The 18,506-nt window shown below is 70.1% G+C and carries 19 protein-coding genes; 8 read left to right on the top strand and 11 right to left on the bottom strand.

Annotated elements, in window-relative coordinates:
* Positions 1 to 61: 61 nt before the first annotated feature.
* Complete coding sequence (locus FHR38_RS22610; protein WP_184536555.1) at positions 62 to 1,132, top strand: FAD-dependent monooxygenase; 1,071 nt, start codon at positions 62 to 64, stop codon at positions 1,130 to 1,132.
* Positions 1,133 to 1,238: 106 nt separating this feature from the next.
* Positions 1,239 to 2,489, top strand: a complete 1,251-nt coding sequence (locus tag FHR38_RS22605) for a S8 family peptidase (RefSeq protein WP_184536554.1) — start codon at positions 1,239 to 1,241, stop codon at positions 2,487 to 2,489.
* Between the two features lie 177 nt (positions 2,490 to 2,666).
* Here FHR38_RS22605 and FHR38_RS22600 read toward each other — a convergent pair whose 3' ends face one another.
* Both FHR38_RS22600 and FHR38_RS22595 read right to left on the bottom strand, forming a co-directional pair.
* Positions 2,667 to 3,128 carry an SRPBCC family protein gene (locus FHR38_RS22600; protein WP_184536553.1) on the bottom strand — a complete coding sequence of 154 codons (462 nt, stop codon included), beginning with the start codon at positions 3,126 to 3,128 and terminating at the stop codon, positions 2,667 to 2,669.
* The gene (locus FHR38_RS22595; RefSeq protein ID WP_184536552.1) at positions 3,125 to 3,511 is read right to left on the bottom strand and encodes an ArsR/SmtB family transcription factor; all 387 of its coding nucleotides are present in this window, start codon (positions 3,509 to 3,511) and stop codon (positions 3,125 to 3,127) included. Before FHR38_RS22595 ends, FHR38_RS22600 begins: the two co-directional genes overlap by 4 nt.
* Positions 3,512 to 3,644: 133 nt before the next feature.
* Here FHR38_RS22595 and FHR38_RS22590 point away from each other — a divergent pair, with 133 nt between their 5' ends.
* Positions 3,645 to 4,622: a 1-phosphofructokinase family hexose kinase gene (locus FHR38_RS22590; protein WP_184536551.1), complete on the top strand. Its 978-nt coding sequence runs from the start codon at positions 3,645 to 3,647 to the stop codon at positions 4,620 to 4,622.
* A 2-nt stretch (positions 4,623 to 4,624) separates the two neighbouring features.
* The gene (gene surE, locus FHR38_RS22585) at positions 4,625 to 5,509 is read left to right on the top strand and encodes a 5'/3'-nucleotidase SurE (protein WP_312882342.1); all 885 of its coding nucleotides are present in this window, start codon (positions 4,625 to 4,627) and stop codon (positions 5,507 to 5,509) included.
* Here surE and FHR38_RS22580 read toward each other — a convergent pair.
* Positions 5,458 to 5,826: an STAS domain-containing protein gene (locus tag FHR38_RS22580; RefSeq protein ID WP_184536549.1), complete on the bottom strand. Its 369-nt coding sequence runs from the start codon at positions 5,824 to 5,826 to the stop codon at positions 5,458 to 5,460. The genes surE and FHR38_RS22580 overlap by 52 nt on opposite strands.
* 492 nt (positions 5,827 to 6,318) lie before the next feature.
* Here FHR38_RS22580 and FHR38_RS22575 point away from each other — a divergent pair, with 492 nt between their 5' ends.
* Positions 6,319 to 6,462: a hypothetical protein gene (locus tag FHR38_RS22575; protein ID WP_184536548.1), complete on the top strand. Its 144-nt coding sequence runs from the start codon at positions 6,319 to 6,321 to the stop codon at positions 6,460 to 6,462.
* Positions 6,463 to 6,759: 297 nt separating this feature from the next.
* On the top strand, positions 6,760 to 7,173 hold the full coding sequence (locus tag FHR38_RS22570; protein WP_184536547.1) for a hypothetical protein: 414 nt from the start codon (positions 6,760 to 6,762) through the stop codon (positions 7,171 to 7,173).
* A gap of 53 nt (positions 7,174 to 7,226) precedes the next feature.
* Here the strand turns inward: FHR38_RS22570 and FHR38_RS22565 are convergent, their stop codons facing one another.
* The 5 genes from FHR38_RS22565 to FHR38_RS22545 form a co-directional block, all read right to left on the bottom strand.
* Positions 7,227 to 8,465, bottom strand: a complete 1,239-nt coding sequence (locus tag FHR38_RS22565; RefSeq protein ID WP_184536546.1) for an ABC transporter ATP-binding protein — start codon at positions 8,463 to 8,465, stop codon at positions 7,227 to 7,229.
* Positions 8,462 to 9,271: an ABC transporter permease gene (locus FHR38_RS22560; protein ID WP_184536545.1), complete on the bottom strand. Its 810-nt coding sequence runs from the start codon at positions 9,269 to 9,271 to the stop codon at positions 8,462 to 8,464. The genes FHR38_RS22565 and FHR38_RS22560 overlap by 4 nt, the downstream gene beginning before the upstream one ends.
* Positions 9,268 to 10,110 (bottom strand): molybdate ABC transporter substrate-binding protein, encoded by an 843-nt coding sequence (modA, locus tag FHR38_RS22555; protein ID WP_184536544.1) that lies wholly within the window; start codon positions 10,108 to 10,110, stop codon positions 9,268 to 9,270. Before modA ends, FHR38_RS22560 begins: the two co-directional genes overlap by 4 nt.
* Positions 10,107 to 10,499, bottom strand: a complete 393-nt coding sequence (locus FHR38_RS22550; protein WP_184536543.1) for a TOBE domain-containing protein — start codon at positions 10,497 to 10,499, stop codon at positions 10,107 to 10,109. The genes modA and FHR38_RS22550 overlap by 4 nt, the downstream gene beginning before the upstream one ends.
* A gap of 100 nt (positions 10,500 to 10,599) precedes the next feature.
* A complete protein-coding gene (locus FHR38_RS22545) occupies positions 10,600 to 11,355 on the bottom strand; it encodes a class I SAM-dependent methyltransferase (RefSeq protein ID WP_281384904.1) in 756 nt (251 codons plus the stop codon).
* Positions 11,356 to 11,494: 139 nt separating this feature from the next.
* Here FHR38_RS22545 and FHR38_RS22540 point away from each other — a divergent pair, with 139 nt between their 5' ends.
* On the top strand, positions 11,495 to 12,085 hold the full coding sequence (locus tag FHR38_RS22540; protein ID WP_184536541.1) for a TetR/AcrR family transcriptional regulator: 591 nt from the start codon (positions 11,495 to 11,497) through the stop codon (positions 12,083 to 12,085).
* 91 nt (positions 12,086 to 12,176) lie between these two features.
* Here the strand turns inward: FHR38_RS22540 and FHR38_RS22535 are convergent, their stop codons facing one another.
* From FHR38_RS22535 to FHR38_RS22525, 3 genes are all read right to left on the bottom strand, one after another.
* On the bottom strand, positions 12,177 to 14,945 hold the full coding sequence (locus FHR38_RS22535; protein ID WP_184536540.1) for a cellulose binding domain-containing protein: 2,769 nt from the start codon (positions 14,943 to 14,945) through the stop codon (positions 12,177 to 12,179).
* 196 nt (positions 14,946 to 15,141) lie between these two features.
* Complete coding sequence (locus FHR38_RS22530) at positions 15,142 to 15,630, bottom strand: hypothetical protein (protein WP_184536539.1); 489 nt, start codon at positions 15,628 to 15,630, stop codon at positions 15,142 to 15,144.
* A 70-nt stretch (positions 15,631 to 15,700) separates the two neighbouring features.
* Positions 15,701 to 17,578, bottom strand: coding sequence for a putative glycosyltransferase family protein (locus FHR38_RS22525; protein ID WP_184536538.1), 1,878 nt, complete (start codon positions 17,576 to 17,578; stop codon positions 15,701 to 15,703).
* Positions 17,579 to 17,828: 250 nt separating this feature from the next.
* On the opposite strand from FHR38_RS22525, the gene FHR38_RS22520 reads away from it, so the two are divergent.
* Positions 17,829 to 18,506, top strand: coding sequence for a BON domain-containing protein (locus FHR38_RS22520; RefSeq protein WP_184536537.1), 678 nt, complete (start codon positions 17,829 to 17,831; stop codon positions 18,504 to 18,506).

Here is an 18,506-nt window from a genome sequence, read left to right as displayed (position 1 = left end):
ATCACCCTAGGGCACTACGGCCGTAGTTTTTTCTCACTACACCTGTAGTACGGTTCGGCGCATGAGCAGAAGAGCGGGCATCATCGGGGGCGGGATCGGGGGCGTGGCCGCCGGGGTCATGCTGCATCGGGCCGGCTGGTCGGTACGGGTCTTCGAGCGGGCCGCCACGCCGGGTGGCACCGGCACCGCGCTGGGCATGTGGCCGGAGGCGTTACGCGCGCTGGACGCGATGGGGCTGGGCGACGCGGTACGCGACATCGGTGCCCGGCAACGCAGCGGCGACCTGCTACGGCCGAACGGCAGCCGGATCACCACCGTCGACGTGGCCGCCACGGCTCGCCGCACCGGCGACGGCGTACACCTGATCTCCCGCCCGGCGCTGCTCCGCCTGCTGGTCGCGGCGCTCCCGTCGGACCGGCTCTCCCTCGGCACCGAGATCTCCGACGTTGCCGCACTACAGCGGGAGTACGACGTGGTGGTGGTCGCCGACGGCATCTTCAGCGGGACCCGTACCGCCCTCTTCGGTCCGACCAGTCGAGCCCGCTATGCCGGCTGCACGGCCTGGCGCGGCACGGTCGACGGCGCGATCGACACGGTGGACGAGACCTGGGGGCGCGGCAAGCGGTTCGGCATCACCCCGCGCGAGGACGGGCGGACGAACTGGTTCGCCACCGTTCGCACCACCGAGGGCGGACGCTCCCCCGAGGGTGAGGTGGCAGCCCTGCGTGCGCACTTCGGGGATTGGCACGAGGGGGTACGCCGGGTGCTGGCCAACCTGCACGACGAGACGGAGGTGCTGCGGCACGACATCTACGATCTTCACCCGCCGCTGCCCACCTTCGTACGGGGCAACGCCGTACTGATCGGCGACGCGGCGCACGCGATGACCCCCGACCTCGGTCGGGGCGCATGCGAGGCACTGGTCGACGCGGTGACCCTGGCCGGCCACCTGGGCCGGACGCCGGACGTCCAGTCGGCACTGGCGGCGTACGACCGCGAGCGTCGTCGGCCGGTGCAACGCCTGGCCCGACTCGCCCGGATCATGAACCGGGCGGCCCAGATGCGTCGGTTCGTCCCACTTCGAGACGTCACGGTACGCGCCGCACTGGCGGTCGGGGGTCCGCCGAGCTGAGGCGTCAGCAAGGGTCCCTTCCAAGGCGAAAAACGACGAGAAGGGGCCCTTCCTAACACTTGGCAGACCACCCCCTAACATAGGAGAACGTCAATAGAATTGGCGGATGACACTCCCCCACAGTCCTCGGCGGCGACTGGGCGCCCGGGGCGTCCTCGGTCTCCTGGCCACCACGATCATGGTCCTGTCCAGCACGATGGCCGCCGGTTCGACGGCGACAGCAAGCACCCACCCCGATATCGGCGATGTCGGTGCCGCCACCGCGATTCCGGGCAGCTACATCGTGGTACTCGCCGACAGCGCCGTCGGCGGCAGGGCCGGCACCCGACAGGCCGCACTCGCCGCCACCGCCAGCAGCCTGGCCAGCCGCTACGGCGGCACCCTGGGCCGGGTGTACGGCGACGCGCTCAACGGATTCCAGATCCACCTGTCCGAGTCGGCGGCCCGACGGCTGGCTCGCGATCCCGCAGTGGCCTACGTCGAGCAGGATCGCACGGTGGAGCTGACCACCACCCAGAACAACGCGCCCTGGAACCTGGACCGTATCGATCAGCCGGCTCTCCCGCTGAGCACCACCTACAACTTCACCAGCCAGGGCACCGGGGTAAAGGCGTACATCATCGACAGCGGGGTGCAGATCGGCCACCAGGACTTCGGTGGTCAGGCGATCTACGGGTACGACGCGATCGACGGTCTCCCGCCGGCCAACGACTGCCTCGGACACGGCACCCACGCGGCCGGCACCGTCGGCGGGACGTGGTGGGGCGTGGCCAAGGACGTCGTACTGGTCGCCGTCAAGGTGTACGACTGCGGCGCGGCGAGCAGCCTCGCGATCATCATCTCCGGCATCAACTGGGTCACCGCCGACCACCTCCCCGGGCAACCGGCCGTGGCGAACCTGGGCGTCCAGGGCAGTTACAGCAACGCGCTCAACACGGCGGTGACGAATTCCATCGCCGACGGGGTGACCTACACGGTGGCCGCAGGCAACTCCAACGCCAACGCCTGCAACTATTCGCCCGGCTCGACCCCGAACGCAATCACGGTCGGTGCCACCACCAGCTCCGACGCTCGGGCGAGTTGGTCGAACTTCGGCCCCTGCCTGGACTTCTTCGCGCCCGGCGTAACGGTCACCTCGACCTGGCACACCAGCATCAGCGCCACCAACAGCCTGAGCGGCACGTCGCAGGCGGCACCGCACCTGGCTGGTGCCGCCGCCCGGGTGCTGAGCAACAACCCGACCTGGACGCCGGCCCAGGTGCAGAGTTACCTGGCCAGCACCGCCACCATCGGGGTGGTGACCAACCCCGGCACCGGCTCGCCCAACCGCCTGCTCTACCTCTCCCCCACCGGCTGAGTCCCCCACGCCCGCCCCCGGACCGGAGATCCGGCCGGGGACGGGCGGCACGACGCGGCACGACGCGGCACGACGCGGCAGCAAAGACGCTTCCACCAGCGCCCGAAGGAAGACCGCGACCAGCCAGCGCACGAACGGGGCTCGCACTCACCCCAGCGTACGAACGAGTGTCGCCGTTCAGCTGGCGAGCAGCGGGTCGAGCTTGGTGAAGGAGCTTTCCCAACCGGCGGTGGCCATCTGCACCATCTCCGCGGTGTACGGCCCCTGACGCAGTACGAGACGCGTCTTCCCACCCTCGTCGTGGAACTCGATCCGCAGGTACATGCCGCTACTCTCCTGCTGACCGGGTACCCCCTCCCAGTCCTCGGTGCCCACGATCAGTTCGTTCTCGATGACCTCGGTGAACCGGGCGGCGACCGGCGAGGCCATGTTCGGGTCCTCGTCGCTGACCATGGTGAACCGCTGATGCCCGCCAACACGGACGTCGAGGTCGACGGTCTCGCGGGGCACCGAGAAGCCCACCGGCCCGAACCACTGCACCAGCTGGTCGGGGTCGGTGAAGGCGCGGTAGACCAGCTCCCGCGGCGCGTTGAAGATCCGGGTGATGACCAGTTCCTGGTCGGGCTTCGCCTGGGTCATGACGTTTTCCCTTCGGATTCTGCTCGGTTGGTCTGAGGTGCTGCCGGTTCGTCCTGCTGCGCCTGCATGATTCGCCGCAGGTGGGCGTCCAGCCGTTCGAAGTTGGCGTCCCAGAACTGTCGGTACCGCTCCATCCACTCCGTGGCTTCCCGAAGCGGTTCGGCGTTGAGACTGCTGGAGCGCCATTGGGCCGTACGGCTTCGGGTGATCAACCCGGCCTGTTCGAGCACCTTCAGGTGCCGCGAGATCGCCGGCAGGCTGATCGAGAACGGTTCCGCGAGTTCCGAGACAGTGGCGTCACCTTCCGCGAGCCGGGTGAGGATCGCCCGGCGGGTCGGGTCCGCCAGTGCCGCGAAGATGACGCTCAGGCGGTCGCTGGCCACCGCATTTAGCCTCCTTGTTAATTAACGAACACGTTAAACATAGGTTCCTCGGCGCACGCTGTCAACCTCGAATCGCGGCAGGGATACGCCGCACCTGCCGCATGAGCGACGCCAGGCAGGGAAACGACTCCTCATGAGTGACCACGTGATGGTCTTCGCGCCGGCACCACAGCTGACGGTGACCCTCGACCAGACCAACGGCGAGGCGGAGATGCACCTGCACCCCGGCGGACAGGGCATCTGGCAGGCCCGGATGATCACCTCGCTCGGCACCCCGGTGGTGCTCTGCGCCAGCCTGGGCGGCGAGATCGGTCAGGTGCTCGAACCGCTGATGGCCAGTGAGGGCGTCGACCTGAAGGTGGTCCGCCGGGAGTCCAGCAGCGGCGGGTACGTACACGACCGGCGCAGTGGCACTCGACAGGAGGTCGCGGACGTACCGGGACATCCGCTGAGCCGACACGAATTGGACGAGCTGTACAACCTGGCTCTCGGCGAGGGACTGTGCGCCCGGGTGAGCGTGCTCAGCGGCCCCGGCAACCGTTCCCTGGCCCCGGCCGACACCTACCGGCGGCTCGCCGCCGACCTCGGAGGGAACGGCAGTCTGGTGGTGGCCGACCTCTCCGGCGAGCATCTCGGTGCGGTCCTCGACAGCGGGCTCTTCTTCCTCAAGATCAGCCACGAGGAGTTGATCGCCGACGGCCGGGCGGCCAACGACAGCGAGGAGGAACTCGTCGAAACGATGCACCAACTGCACACCGAGGGGGCGGAGTCGGTGGTGGTCAGCCGTGCCGGGGATCCCGCCCTCGCGTTGATCGACGGGGAGGTCTACGAGGTGCACATGCCCCGATTGCAGGCGGCGGATCCGCGCGGAGCCGGCGACTCGCTGACCGCCGGGGTGGCCGCCGTGCTCGCCCGGGGCGGCGACATGCCACTCGCGGTACGCACCGGAGCGGCGGCCGGCGCGCTCAACGTGACCCGGCACGGCCTGGGTACCGGCCGCCCGGACGCCATCGCCGGGCTGGTCGACCGGGTCCGGCTCGCACCGATCGGGGCGGACCGGCAGGAACGGATGACGCCGGACCAGTTCGCCGGTCGGACGAATCCGGGATGACCATGCGCATATTGATCACCAACGACGACGGCATCGCCGCCCCTGGCATCCGGTGGCTGGCCGAGGCAGCGGTCGCCCGGGGTCTGGACGTCGTGATCGCGGCGCCCGCGACCGAGGCCAGTGGTACCAGCGCCGGGATGACCGCGGTCGAGGAGGAGGGCCGGGTGGTCGTCGAGGAACGCACCGTCGACGATCTGCCCGGAGTTCCGTCGTACGGCGTCGCCGGCTCCCCGGGTTTCATCACGCTGATCGCCATTCACGGGGCGTTCGGACCACCCCCGACGGTGGTGCTCTCCGGGGTCAACCGGGGTGCCAACGCGGGCCGGGCGATCCTGCACTCGGGCACGGTGGGCGCGGCGTTCACCGCGGCGGCCAACGGCTGCCGGGCGATGGCGGTCTCGCTCGACGTGCTCTCCGCCACCACGGCTACCGCCGCCAGCGGTGGCGCGGCGGTGGCGGCGGATCACGGGCACGACGACGCCCGCCACTGGGGTACCGCCGCTCGGGTGGCGCTGGATCTACTGCCCCGGCTGACCTCCGTGCCGCTGGAGTGCGTACTCAACGTCAACTCGCCGGACATCCCGTACGAGCAGTTGCGAGGTATCCGACGGGGCTCGCTGGCCGGCTTCGGTCAGGTCCAGATGACCGTGGCCGAGATGGGGCACGGATTCATCCAGACCGCGCTGGAGGAGTCGGGCCAGCCGGTGGAGCGGGGTACGGACGTCGCCTGGCTCGCCGACGGGTACGCCTCGGTGACCGCGATCCGAGCGATCACCGAGGCCTACGACGTGGATCTCTCTGACCTCGATGCGATCAGGGGTAGGCCAGACGCGACTCAGCCGCCGGCAACCGGTGCCTCGGGTGCCGAGGAGGCACCCGAGAAGTAGGGCTCCGGCGCGCCGAAGAGGCCGAGCAGACCGGTAACCCACAGTTGCCGGTGCACGAACCGGCTCGGTTCGGTGACCACCAGCTTCACGCCGCTGACCTCAGCGGTCTGGAACCCAGCGACCATCGCGCTGATGCCCACTGAGTCGATGAAGCTGACAAGTCGCATGTTGAGCTCGATCCGGGCGGGCCGACTCTTGGTCAGCACCCCGGCAATCGCCTCACGTACCTCGTACGCCGTGTCGACATCGATCTCTCCACGGGGGGCGATCTCCACTACTCCGTCTGGCAGGGTCGACTGGACGATCGACAGGCTCACGCGGGAGCACCTCCACTCGCCCGTGTCCGGGCGCCTCATCAGTACGCGGGCCGCGACCGAGAGTATTCCTCCCATGGCCTCGGTCGCCACCCTTCCGGAGGGGCAATCTATGCGAAGAACCCCCCAAAACAGCATCTATCCGGGCAATCGCCACCATATGTTCTCGTGCTCCACGAGGCCAATCCGGCCCCATGACATCCGTCAGCCTAACCGGCGGGACGAGCGAGCCAGTCGCTAGCGTGCCGGTCGGCGTCGGCGTGGCGGCTGACCTCTCCACACCCGCGCTGGCCAGCATGATCACCGCACACCCCGCCTACTTGGGCCCCATCGGGGTGGACGGGCAGCACTACCATCGGCCCGAACCGGCCCCCACCCGGTCGATGTCCACACCATCGATCTTCGTTCCACCCGCACCGATCAGCACGTTCCACCGGTACCGATCCAGCACCTCCGGCCGTTCCGTCCGGTCCGCCAAGTCGAGGGAGACTGATCATGTTGAAGAAGCTGCTCGGCCTAGCCGGTGTCGGCGCCCTGCTCGCCCTGATGCTCGCCTGCGGTTTCGGCCCCGCCGGTGACGACGACGATGACGATGACGACGACTTCGCGCTGCCGGCCGCGGTGGTCGCCCTCCGCTGATCAGGTACGGCCGCCACCGGTTGCGCGGGCCGACGCTCCGCCCTTCAGGGCGGGGGTGAAGGCCCGCGCTGGGAGGGCTGCCAGGGCCGCGCGGCGAAGCGGTAACCCGCCCGGACGCCGCGTGTCCCACACGCGGAGGGAATCTCCACCCTTTGGAGCGGAGAGGATGTCAGTTCCTACCATCGGCCGCGTTTGCCGGGAAGCATGTCCGGGCACCTCGGAGAGAGAAAACCGACCGCCGAACAGATGCCGCTATCCAGAGCGCTCGCTGCTGTCGGCACCCGAGGAGGTAGCACCATGTTCGGAACCAGTCTGCTGGACCGCCGTAGCAAGCCCGAACGAATCGCCGATCACGCCTGGGAGCAGGTGCTCTCCACGGTCAACTCGGCCGGGGACCTGGCCCGGGACAGCGTACTTTCGGCGAAGCGCGCCACCGCGCACCTCGCGGACGGGGCCGGCGACCGGGTCGCACCGGTCGCCAACGAGGCGTGGCACCGGGCCACCTCGGCCGTGGACGCCCTCGCCGGCCGACGACCGGGGCTGCCCTGGGGTTGGCTGATCGGGGCCGGGCTGGCCGGTGCGGCGATCGGCTGGGCTGTCGGGGCGATGGCCCAGGCCGTGATGAGTCGCGCCGAGGCCGCCCGCACCGCCGAGCACCTGGAGTTCGTCGACGCCGACTCGCTCAAGCCCCCGACCGGCCTGGACATCTGACAAGTGTCAGAAGGGGCTCCTTCCTATGCGAAGACGACAGGAAGGAGCCCTTCCTATCGTGCGGGATAGGCGCGGGTGGTGGCGGGGTCGATCATGGCCCAGAGTCGCGCCCCGGTACGCAGATCCAGCCGCGCCACCACCGCGGGCGAGACGTCGGCTGCCAACTGCCCCGTAGCCGGAGCATCGGCCGGGTGCCCCACGTCAACGTGCGGCCGGATCGTAGTCGGGGAATCGGCAGGGCCGGGTTGCATGCCGGTGAGTCGGACCCGGAGATTGTCGCCGTACGGCTCCACCCCGGTCACCCGTACCGGCCAGGTATTACCCTCATCGCCCGGCTTGATCTGTGACAACGTGACTGACGACGGCGGAAAAGCGACAAAGACGGCACCGTGCACCTGGTCGGCGACAGTGAGGACCGGACCGTCGGCCAGCGTCACGGTATGCCCGTCGGCCTGGCCGCGATACAGGTTGAGCCCCACCAGGCTGGCGACGTACTCGGTGCGGGGGCGAGCAGCCACCTCGGCCGGGTCACCCTGCTGCACCAGCCGACCGTCCTCCACCACGAGTAGCCGGTCGGCCAGCACCAACGCATCCAGCGGATCGTGGGTCACCAACAGGGTGGCCCCCTGATGTGCGGTCAGGTGCTGGCGTAGCTGGGCGCGGGTGTCCAACCGGGTCCGGGCGTCGAGCGCGGCCAGCGGTTCGTCGAGCAGAAGCAGGGCCGGGCGTACGGCCAGCGCGCGGGCCAGCGCCACCCGCTGCGCCTGCCCGCCGGAGAGTTGGCGGGGCCGGCGATGGGCGTACTCGGTCAACCCCACCCGGGCGAGCCAGCGGGCGGCCTCGTCCCGCGCGTCCCGTTTGCGCACGCCCCGGCAGCGCGGACCGAAGGCGACGTTGTCCAGCGCGGACAGGTGTGGAAAGAGCAGGTAGTCCTGGAAGACCACGCCGATCGGCCGGCGCTCGGCGGGCACGAACCGACCGGCCCGTGGCCGAGTAGCACGAGGCAGACCGGCACCGGAGTCGCCGATTCCCGGCTCGTCCACCCGCTCGCCGGCCAGGTCGATGTGCCCGTCGTGCAGGGGTAGCAGTCCCGCCAGCGCCCGCAGCACCGTACTCTTGCCGGCCCCGTTGGGACCGACCAGGGCGACCACCTCACCGGCGGAGAGGGTCAGTGCCAGATCGAGCCGGAACGCCCCTCGGTCGACCACCAGGTGCGCGTCCACCACCGGGGAATGGTTACCGGCCGGGTGCTGGGCGGCCGAGGAGTGGGCAGCGGATTCCAGCCTGGTCATGACGTCATCGTCCAGCGTTCCCGGAGGGTGGCCAGGATCGCCACCGAGACCACGAGCAGCACCAGGCTGAGCACGATGGCCGCCTCCGGATCGGTCTCCATCGCCAGGTAGACGGCGAGCGGCATGGTCTGGGTCCGACCCGGAAAGTTGCCAGCGAAGGTGATGGTGGCACCGAACTCCCCCAGGGCACGGGCCCAGCAGAGCACCGCTCCGGCGGCGATACCCGGGGCCACCAGCGGCAGGGTGACCCGGCGGAACGCGGTCCACCGGCCGGCCCCCAGGGTCGCCGCCGCCTCCTCGAAGCGGGCGTCCGCACCGCGCAGCGCCCCCGCCACGCTGATCACCAGGAACGGCATGGCGACGAACGCCTCGGCCAGCACCACGCCGGTGGTGGTGAACGGCAGGGTGATGCCGAACGTACTGTCGAGCCAACCGCCGAGCACCCCGCGCCGCCCGAAGACCAGCAGCAACGCGACGCCGCCAACGACCGGGGGTAGCACCAGCGGCACGGTCACCAGCGCCTGGATCAACCGGCGGCCGGGCACCGAGGTACGCGCCAGCAGCCAGGCCAGCGGCACCCCGAAGAGCACGCAGAGCAGGGTGGCGAGGGTGGCGCTGACCAGCGAGAGCCGTAACGCGTCGAGCACCCCGGGGGCGGTCAGCCGGGCCGGCAGCGACGACCACGGGGTACGGATCAGCAGGCCGGCCACCGGCAGCACCAGGAACGCCAGCCCGATCAGGGCCGGTACGAGCAGCACCACGGGTAGGCGACCGCCGACCGCACGGGTACGGGATGCCACGATCATGCCGGTTGGAATCCGGCCTCGGTGAGCACCGTACGGGCCGGCTCGGACAGGACGTACGCCACGAACGCCGCCGCCCCGGTCGGGTTGGGTGCCCCGGGCAGCGCCACGATCGGATAGTCGTTGACCGTGACGGCCGACTCGGCGAACTCGATGCCCTCGACCTGCCCGGCTGCCGCCCGCGCGTCGGTCCGGTAGACGAGTGCGGCGTCCACCTCGCCCAGCCGTACCTTGGTCAGCGCGGCCTTGACGTCCCGTTCGAGGGTGACCGGGGTGAGCGCCACCCCGGCGGTGTCGAGCGCGGTCCGGGCCGCCGCCCCGCACGGCACCTGCGGGGCGCAGAGCGCCACCTTCAGCCCCGGCCGGGACAGGTCACGCAGACCGGTGACCTGCGCCGGGTTGCCCGCCGGTACGGCGATGACCAGCTGGTTGCGGGCGAAGACCCGGGGCTGGTCGATGTCGCGGGCCACCTCGGTGACGGTTTTCATGGTCGCCGGGCTGGCCGCCGCGAAGACGTCGGCGGGGGCACCGGAATTGATCTGGCTGGCCAGTTGTGAGCTACCGGCGAAGGAGAAGACGACCCGTACGCCGGGATGGGCGGCCTCGAAGTTCGTACCGATCCTGGTGAACGTCTCGGTCAGCGACGCGGCGGCCAGCACGGTGACGGTGCCGGTCGGCTGTCCCGGGTCGCCGCCGGCATGACCGGCATCGCCGCGATCGGACGAGGTGCAGCCGGCCGCTCCGGCGAGCACGAGGGTGAGCGCGGCCCCGATCCAGGCGCTGCGCCGGCCGAACCGCCGCGCTGGTGCCGAGGACCATCCGGCTCGGTGCCGGCGGCTCATCGGGGCAGCTCCACCATGACGGTGGTGGACTTGACCACCGCGACGGCCACCGAGCCGACCCGCAGGCCCAGCTCGTCGACCGCCTCCCGGCTGGTCAGGGCGACCAGCCGGAACGGGCCGGCCTGGATGTCGACCTGGGCCATCACGGTGTCCCGGGTGATGGCGGTGACGATGCCGCGCAGCCGGTTGCGAGCCGACGAGCGGCTGGTCCCCTCGTCGGGTTCGTCGGCCAGCGAGCGGGCGAAGCCAGCCAGGTCGACGCCGTCGATCACCCGACGGTCGTGTTCGTCGCGGGTGGCCGGCAGCCGTCCGCTGTCCACCCATCGCCGTACGGTGTCGGCGCTGACCCCGAGCAGTTCGGCGGCTTCCCCGATCCGGAATCTGTCCACGCCCGCAACCTAACCAGCATTTGCAAGCCCAGTAAAGGCTCATTGTCCGCATCCGCTAGGTGATAGGCGACATACCGGCCGCATCCGCTAGGCCATTTCTTCAGGGTCGGGCGTCGGTCCGGATCGCGGTAAGGCCCCAGGTGGCGTACGACAACGTGACGGTTCCGCCCAGTGCATCGACCGCCCCGTCCACGGCTGTCAGCACCTCGGCCATCCGCTCCGACGGCAGATCGCTGACGCCGCCCCACGTCGACATCAGATCCAGGAGCTCCTCCCGACGGTACGAACGCTCCCAGTCGTACCGCCACAGCTCAGGTTCCCCGAACCCGCCAACCTCGCGAATCCCCTCCGCAGCCTTGGTGTACAGCGCCTGGTACGCGTTCAGGACAGAGCCGCCTGATTGGCCGCTGAAGTTGATCGGCGACTCAGGGGCCGCCCGCCGGTAGGCCGTGGCGAGGGTTTCCGCCACGGTGGGCGGAAGCTGGTACGCATGCCCGAACGGTGCCAGCACGCCGCCCGGCCGCAGGACCCGCGCCGCCTTCGCCGCGCCGGCGACCGGGTCGACCCAGTGCCAGGCCGTACCTGACACGACCGCGTCGAAGGTGCGCCCGGCCGGCTTCCACTCCTCGAAGGTCGCGACCTCGACCTCGAGGCCGCTTTCTCGTGCGAAGTCGGCCATCCGCGGATCGGGCTCGACGCCCAGAACCCTACGGCCGGCGGCCCGAAACTGGCGGGCCTCGATGCCGGTTCCGCAGCCGACGTTGAGAAAGTCGGTGCCGGGACTGGCGGCCGCGATCCGCTCGATCATGGCGTCTGGGTACGGAGGTCGGGTCCGGTCATACCGTGCGGGGTCCATCCCGAACGACTCTGCCAGGCGACGATGCCGGTGTGGTTCGGAGCTGGACGAGGGCGATAGAGTGACCATGCGCCCACTTTAATGGGCGCTTGCCCACTAAGGCGATCGCAGACGTTCCAGCGATCGAAGGAGGTACGCGTTGCCCACCGGCGTAGCGTTGCGGGACCCACGTCAACAACTCTTCGACGCGGCGGAACGGGTGCTGATCCAGGCGGGGGTCACCGGCCTGACCAGCCGGGCGGTCACCACCGAGGCGGGCGTCGCCAAGGGCGTCTTGCATCGACATTTCGCTGATTTCGATGCATTTCTCGCCGACCTGGTTCTCGACCGTGTGGCGCGGGTCGAGGCGCAGGCCACCGCGCTGCGGGACGCGGCAGGGACCGGTACCGTCGCCGACAACCTGACCCGTGCCCTGATAACCCTCTTCGAGCCGGTCATGGTGGCAATCGTGGCCCTCATCATCGCCCGGGACGAGCTACGCGCACGGCTGCGCGCAGCCGGTACCGCCCAGTTCCCGCTCGTCGGCGAGAGCACGGCCATGATCGCCGGCTACCTGACGGCCGAACGCGACCTCGGCCGGATCGCGCTCGACGCCGACATCCATACGCTCGCGCCCACCCTGATCGGTGCCGCGCACCTACTGTTCACCGAGCGGAAGGACAGCCCAGAGCCTTCAGCCGTCCACAAGATCGTGACCACCACCCTGACCAGCGCCACGCGGCAACCGTGATCCCGAACCCCACCCGGCGGCCAGGGGATCATGTCGTCCCGATGGTCCGGGTGGCCGGCCGCCTTCCGACGGCTCGGCCACCCGGTCCGAGTCAGGATCCGGTGCAGCTGATCGTCGCCGGTACGCCGTTGACCCCGGCCCATGTGCCGAGGAAGCCGAAGGTGGTCGTCGCGTTCGGGGCGAGGTTGCCGTTGTACGAGAGATTGCGGACCGTGACGTTCGCGCCGGTCTGGGTGTGCGTACCGCCCCAGAGTTGGGAGATCGTCTGGCCGTCGGGGAACGTCCAACCGACCGCCCAACCGGTGACCGCCGACGAGCCGGTGTTACGTACGGTCACCTCCGCCTGGAAGCCGCCCGACCAGGAGTTGGTCACCCGGTAGCTGGCCGCGCACGCCCCGGCCGGTGGGGAACTGGTCGGGGGCGGTGTCGTCGGAGGCGGGGTGGTCGGCGCACCAGTCGGACTCGGGCTGCCCGTCGGACCGGTGGTCGGACTGCCTGTCGGGGTGGCCGTCGGACCGGTGGTCGGGCCGCCCAGCCGATCGCCGTACAGGATGCCCCGGCCGTTGGTGCCCAGGTAGACCCGGCCGTAGATCCGGGGATCACCGGTGATCGCCTCACCGGCGTTGCCGTACTGGTGCTGGTCGTCGTTGATCCGTACCCAGGTCACGCCCGTGTCGTCGGAGCGGTACACGCCGGTACGGCCGTCGACCGTGCCCATCGTGAAGACCGCCGGGTGCGTCCGGCCCGGTGCCGCCCGACCGAAGCCGACGCTGACCGCGCCGGTGATGGTGGTGAGCTTCGTGAAGCTCGCCCCGGCATCAGTCGAACGCCAGATCCCGCCGCTGGCCGCCTCTGCACCGGTCAACCAGATGTCCCCGGCGGTCCCGGGCAGTGCCGTGAACCGCCCGTCCGTCGGCAGGCCGGTGGCGGCGGTGGCGGTGAAGCTCGCTCCGCCGTCGGTGCTGACATAGAACCGGCCGCCGCTGAGGCCGTAGAACCGGTTCGGGTCGACCCGGTCGGACTCGATCCGGGCGTTGGCCGGGATGCCCGTCGCCGTGGTCCACGTGTTGCCGAAGCCAACCGAGCGGACCACCGGCTGGCCGGAGTCGCCCGGAGCCCAGACGAAGCGGCTGCCGTCGGCCGAGGCGGCGACCGTACCGCCGCTGTTGATGCCGCCCGGCTCGGTGCCCTGGAACCAGTTGGCCCCGCCATCGGTGGAGAAGGCGACGTGACTGTCGTTCGGCCGGTCGGCGTCGGTGAAGTTGCCGGCCCGGACCATGACCGCTGGGTTGGACTCGGCGTAGTCCAGGCTGGTGGTGGAGGTGAAGATGGGGCTGGTGAACATCATCGGTGGTACGGCGTCCAGGTTGGTGTGCCGGAATCCGCCGACGTCGCCGAGTCCGCTGATCAACGATGCCCCGGTCGGCGGGCTGACCAGGTCGAGTACGGCGGTCTCCTCCAGCCCCTTGACCATCGGCCGGATGGTGATCTGGCTGCCGGAGTCCCAGTCCCGCAGGTTCGTGGTGCCGTAGATGGTCGCGCCGGTGCCGTACATCAGCCGGTTGCCGTCGAACGGGTCGATCTCCAGTGACTCGTTCATCCAGCCGAGCTTCGGGGTCTCCTCGGGTGGGGCCGGGTTGCTGCCGAAGGTCAGCCAGGGCACCGAGGCGACGTCCATCGTGTAGTGCTTGCTGCGATTGGGGTAGCTCGTCCAGTCCCAGATCCGGGTCCAGGTCGCGCCGCCGTCAGTGCTCCGGAAGAAGATCGCATCCGGCCACCAGGAGACCTGGGTGGCCACCATGATCGTGTCCGGGTTCTGCCGGTCGATGGTCAGTCCGCTGTAGCCGAAGTAGTCGTCGGAGCTGCTGGACGGGATCGGGCTGATCCGGGTCCACGCTCCGGTGCTCCGGCTGAACTTCCAGACGTCGCCCTTGCCCCCGTCGTACGGGCCACCGGTGTCACTGGTGGCGAGGTAGAGGTGTCCCCCGATGTGGTCGACCACGCCCTTGTGGGCCAGGTAGCCGGTCGGCGAGCCGGGGAGGCGTGCCCAGGAGGTGCCGCCGTCGGTGCTGCGGTAGATCGGGTTCTGCTTGTCCGCCACCCCGACGTAGATGGTCTGGGTGGTGTTGCCGGCCGTACCGGTGCTCCTGTCGAAGCCGACCCAGGTGACTCCCTGGTTCTGGCTCAGGTAGCCGCTGCTGTCGCCCGGGTCCTGGACGTAGTTGCCGGGGTTCGGGAAACTGGCGACCTTCGCCCAGGTGACGCCATGATCGGTGCTGCGCCACAGTCCGTTGCCGCCTTCGGCACCGTAGTAGAGGATGCTGTTGCGGTTCGGGTCGATGGCGAGTCGTTCGCCCTGGCCTCGACCGGGCATGTTGCCGCCGACCTTGAACGGCAGTTCGGTCGCCTGCCAGGTGGCCCCCTTGTCGGCCGAGCGCAGGATCGCACCGTTGTTCGGGTCCCAGTTGTTGGTGTACATGCCGACGGCGGCGTACACCCGGTTGGTCTGGACCGGATCGGTGGCGATGCTCAGCACCCCGTTCCAGCCCCACCGGTCCCAGCCCACCCAGTCCAGTAGCGGGGTCCACGACTGGCTGGCCTGCTCCCAGCGGTAGGCACCCCCGATGTCGGTACGCGCGTAGATCAGGTTCCGTTCGGTCTGGTTGAAGACGATGCCCGGGACGAACCCGCCACCGTCGATCCGGACGTTCTTCCACGAGTACGGCTCCACCACGGCGGCCGATGCCGAGGTCGACGGGCCAATGATCAACTGGGCGGCGGCAGCCACCGCGCCAGTGGCGACGGCGACCGCCGTCGCGGTCGCGGCGGACACGAGTACGCCGCCAGGACTCCTACGCATCACGGCTTCCTCTCGGAAGTCCCGCATCGCGTCAGGGGCGGGTCACCGACCCGCGCCACGGCAAGCCGGGTCCCGGATGGTGGGGATCGACCGACCGCCAGCGCCGGGCACGTGCGGGAGCGAAAACTACCTGACGTGGGAGACGGCCCTACGCTCCCACACCGGCTCGGCTCCCGCACCGGCCACGCGCAAACATTCACATGTACGGATGCAGTCTGTCAACCTGGGTCCGCCAACCTGGCCCTGGCCGATCCGGCCCGGGATGGTCTGACCACGGATCAGCGGGCCAGGGCACGGCGGGCCATGGGCGGCTCGGCGGCTCGGTGCCGGGATCGGGCGTCGCGGGTGGCGGGGTCTCCCCCGGCGACGGCGAACCCGACGGCGCCGCCGATTCGCTCGGTTCCGGCAGCGGATCGACCGGATCGGGGACAAAGGTCGGCCCCCCGGACGGATACCAGTCCGGGCCACCCCGATAGGGACCGGTCGGTTCGGTGGGCAACGGATCGGGGGTCGCCCCCGGCGTGGTCCTGGACTCGGTCGGCGCGACGGTCGGCAACTCGGTCATCACCGGCACCGGGTTCCGTGGGGCCGGATCAACCCGGAACAGCGTGCCGCCCAGCCAGACGGCAGGTCCGAGCCCCACCGCGACAATGCCCCCGAACAGCGCCGCCGCCTGCCGGTCCATCCCCCACCTCCCCGGCATCCCGCGCTTGGTCGCCGGACGGACACGCCGTCCGACCCGGTCGGGACACCAATCAGCTGAGGTGGAAGACCACCGCGCCAGCGATCTCCTCGCGTCGGACATCCAGTCCGTCCACCGGCCGGTCAAGCACATCCTGCCATGGGGTGCCCACCGCATACCCGGGAAGCACGACAACGGTTCGGATACCGAGGTTTCGTAGATAGGCGACACTCGCCGCGTCCGGGAAACTCACCGTCATCGCCCGGGTCTGTGCCTGGGTGTCCGGCGTGAACGAGGCCAGTCCGTTGACGACCTGGGGGAAACCATCCGTCGACCAGAGCATGACGCTGTATTCGAGGATGCCGTCGCTCGGTAGCACCAGCAGTGGACCGGCCTGGTCCCGAAGGGCGGCCGGCTGCGGGATGACCGTCGCATGTGGAGTGAGGTTGATCCCCTCCAGCATGACCAGGGCGAGCGGCACGAGCATGGCCAACCGGACGAACCATCGGCGCCGGGGGCGCCGCCGAGCGGCCGTTCCGGTCTCGGTGTCGGTAGCCGTTCCGGCGACGGGTCGAGCAGTCGTGTCGGTAGCCGTGCCGGCGACCGGTGCGGCGATCGGCTCCGGCCGACGCAGATTCGCGCTGAGCGCACCAGCCGCCAGTATGGCGAGCAGCAGCGTGGTCCAGAGCACCAGCCGGCCCGGCGTACGCAGCGCGTCCCAGCCAGGGAAGTAGTTGACCAGTGTCGCGTAGCCCGGATCACCGTCGCCGCCGAACCGGGTACCCGAGGCGAGTGCGACGCTGACCAGCACGCCGACCGCGAGGAACACCCGGTGGATCGGCCGCCACGCGGAGAGGAACAGCCCGGCACCGGCCAGCGCGATCAGGGTGACCCCCGGCAGCAGGGTCATCTCCCCGGCGAACGTCAAGGTGTCCCGGGCGGCGGCGTGCCGCTCACCCCAGAGCCACGACTCGGACGGCGCGATGAAGAAGCCGCGCAACGGCGGCGAGAACATCTCGATGTGCGCCAGCGTGCGCCGCCCGGCCGGGTGCCGTTCCACCACCTCCAGGTAGGGCAGCGCCATGAAGAAGGTCACCGCCGCGAAGAGCACCCCACCGACCAGGTCAGCCGCGAGCAGTCGACCGCCGAAGACGGGCCGCGCCTTCCGCCGCCACCACGACCAGCCGTACCCGACCAGCGCCGCCAGGCAGAGCAGGCCGAGGACGTACCCGAAGGGCAGGCCGACGCCGAAGCCGAGGGTGATCTGCCAGGCGGCGACCAGCCAGCCGGCCAGCGCCCAACCGGGCCGGCGCCGCTGCGGCCGGTAGCCGTGCCGCAGCGACCAGCCATGGCCTCGGGCCAGCATCGCCAGGGCGAGCGCGATCCCGCCGATGGAGAGCACGTGCAGGTGGCCGGCCTGGGCCAACCGCCACGGGGCGTACGCGAAGGCCACGCCGGCCACCGCCCCGCCGATCCGGTTCGCGCCGAGCTGACGGACCAGGGCGTACGCGCCGACGAAGGCGAGCGCGTGCACCAGGACGTACAGGATGTTGTAGCGCACCACGGCCGCGACCGGCCCCTCGCCGATCATGCCGGCCGGGGCGTAGCCGAGCAGCGTGTCGGAATAGGCGTAGGTGTAGGGCTCCGGAAAGAACGTGTTGGAGTGCCAGAGCTGGGTCGGGTCGGTGGTCAGCACGTGCCCACCCCAGGCGATCTGCCACGCCTGGAGGATCGGGTCGCCGATGTCCTGCGGGATCGTCTCGGTGATGTCCCGCAGCGTCGGCCAGGTCAGGACGACCGCGAGCAGCAGCCCGCCGATCGAGGCCAGGGTCCATTCGTGCCGCAGCAGCCGGAGCAGGAAACGACCGGCGGTACGACCCCGGGAGCCGGACTCTTCCGTGTGATCCGCCCCGTCCGGGGACGTCGGTGGCGCTTCCTGTTCCGTCGTCATCCGCCGTTCCTCACCGTCGTCGCCGCAACCACCGGCCCGCTGTCGAGGACCCACGATATGGCCCACCGGGTGGTCTCGGGGGGCACGGGCCGGGAATTCCACGGCAGTCGATTCGTCCGCCGCCACGACGGCTGGATCACCCGCTGCGGACGAGGGCGACTCACCCGGCGGGGCGCGAGCATCAGCGATGACGGGTGCCGCACCGGTTGGCCGGGGCGTGCACCCAACGACGGGACCTCGGGAGGAACGCATGTCGGCACAATCGGTCACCCGCACCGATCGGGACATCCAGAACGATGTGCTCGACGAGTTGAGTTGGGAACCGCGGATCCAACCCAACGAAATCGGTGTGTCGGTGACCGAGGGTGTGGTGACCCTCGCCGGCTGGGTGGAGAACTACGCGAAGAAGTGGGCGGCGGAACGGGCCGCGCACCGGGTGAACCGGGTTCGCGCGGTGGCCAACGACATCGAGGTACGGCTGCCGGCCTCGGCCGAACGCAGCGATACGGAGATCGCCACGGCGGTCACCGAGACCCTGGAGTGGGATGCCTTCGTGTCGATCCGGGAACTCGACGTGACCGTCTCCCATGGCTGGGTCACCCTGCGCGGCGAGGTCGAGTGGGAACACCAGAAACGGGCGGCGGAGCGGGCCGTGTGCCAGCTGACCGCCGTCCGTGGGGTCAGCAACGGCATCTTCGTCCGGCCCGGTGACCGACCGACGCCGGACGACCTGACGCAGCGGATCAAGGACGCCCTGACCCGCACCGCCGAGGCTGACGCCGAACACATCGACATCCAGGTGCGGGACGACGTCATCATGCTCAGCGGCACCGTCCGGTCCTGGCTCGAACGCGAGGTGGCCGAGCGGATCGCCTGGTCCGCGCCGGGCATCGTCGACGTGCACAACCACATCACCGTACGGCTGTGA

It is taken from the genome of Micromonospora polyrhachis (assembly GCF_014203835.1).
GTDB classification, from domain to species: Bacteria; Actinomycetota; Actinomycetes; order Mycobacteriales; family Micromonosporaceae; genus Micromonospora_H; species Micromonospora_H polyrhachis.
The sequence above is the reverse complement of the archived record's forward strand: the minus strand, read 5'-3'. Positions and strand labels throughout refer to the sequence as shown.

Excerpts from the sequence above, each read along its gene's own strand:
- FHR38_RS22610 (WP_184536555.1), top strand. The coding sequence starts at position 62 with ATGAGCAGAAGAGCGGGCATCATCGGGGGCGGGATCGGGGGCGTGGCC.
- FHR38_RS22605 (WP_184536554.1), top strand. The coding sequence starts at position 1,239 with ATGACACTCCCCCACAGTCCTCGGCGGCGACTGGGCGCCCGGGGCGTC.
- FHR38_RS22600 (WP_184536553.1), bottom strand. The coding sequence starts at position 3,128 with ATGACCCAGGCGAAGCCCGACCAGGAACTGGTCATCACCCGGATCTTC.
- FHR38_RS22590 (WP_184536551.1), top strand. The coding sequence starts at position 3,645 with ATGAGTGACCACGTGATGGTCTTCGCGCCGGCACCACAGCTGACGGTG.
- surE (WP_312882342.1), top strand. The coding sequence starts at position 4,625 with ATGCGCATATTGATCACCAACGACGACGGCATCGCCGCCCCTGGCATC.
- FHR38_RS22575 (WP_184536548.1), top strand. The coding sequence starts at position 6,319 with ATGTTGAAGAAGCTGCTCGGCCTAGCCGGTGTCGGCGCCCTGCTCGCC.
- FHR38_RS22570 (WP_184536547.1), top strand. The coding sequence starts at position 6,760 with ATGTTCGGAACCAGTCTGCTGGACCGCCGTAGCAAGCCCGAACGAATC.
- FHR38_RS22565 (WP_184536546.1), bottom strand. The coding sequence starts at position 8,465 with ATGACCAGGCTGGAATCCGCTGCCCACTCCTCGGCCGCCCAGCACCCG.
- FHR38_RS22560 (WP_184536545.1), bottom strand. The coding sequence starts at position 9,271 with ATGATCGTGGCATCCCGTACCCGTGCGGTCGGCGGTCGCCTACCCGTG.
- modA (WP_184536544.1), bottom strand. The coding sequence starts at position 10,110 with ATGAGCCGCCGGCACCGAGCCGGATGGTCCTCGGCACCAGCGCGGCGG.
- FHR38_RS22545 (WP_281384904.1), bottom strand. The coding sequence starts at position 11,355 with ATGGACCCCGCACGGTATGACCGGACCCGACCTCCGTACCCAGACGCC.
- FHR38_RS22535 (WP_184536540.1), bottom strand. The coding sequence starts at position 14,945 with ATGCGTAGGAGTCCTGGCGGCGTACTCGTGTCCGCCGCGACCGCGACG.
- FHR38_RS22530 (WP_184536539.1), bottom strand. The coding sequence starts at position 15,630 with ATGGACCGGCAGGCGGCGGCGCTGTTCGGGGGCATTGTCGCGGTGGGG.
- FHR38_RS22525 (WP_184536538.1), bottom strand. The coding sequence starts at position 17,578 with ATGACGACGGAACAGGAAGCGCCACCGACGTCCCCGGACGGGGCGGAT.
- FHR38_RS22520 (WP_184536537.1), top strand. The coding sequence starts at position 17,829 with ATGTCGGCACAATCGGTCACCCGCACCGATCGGGACATCCAGAACGAT.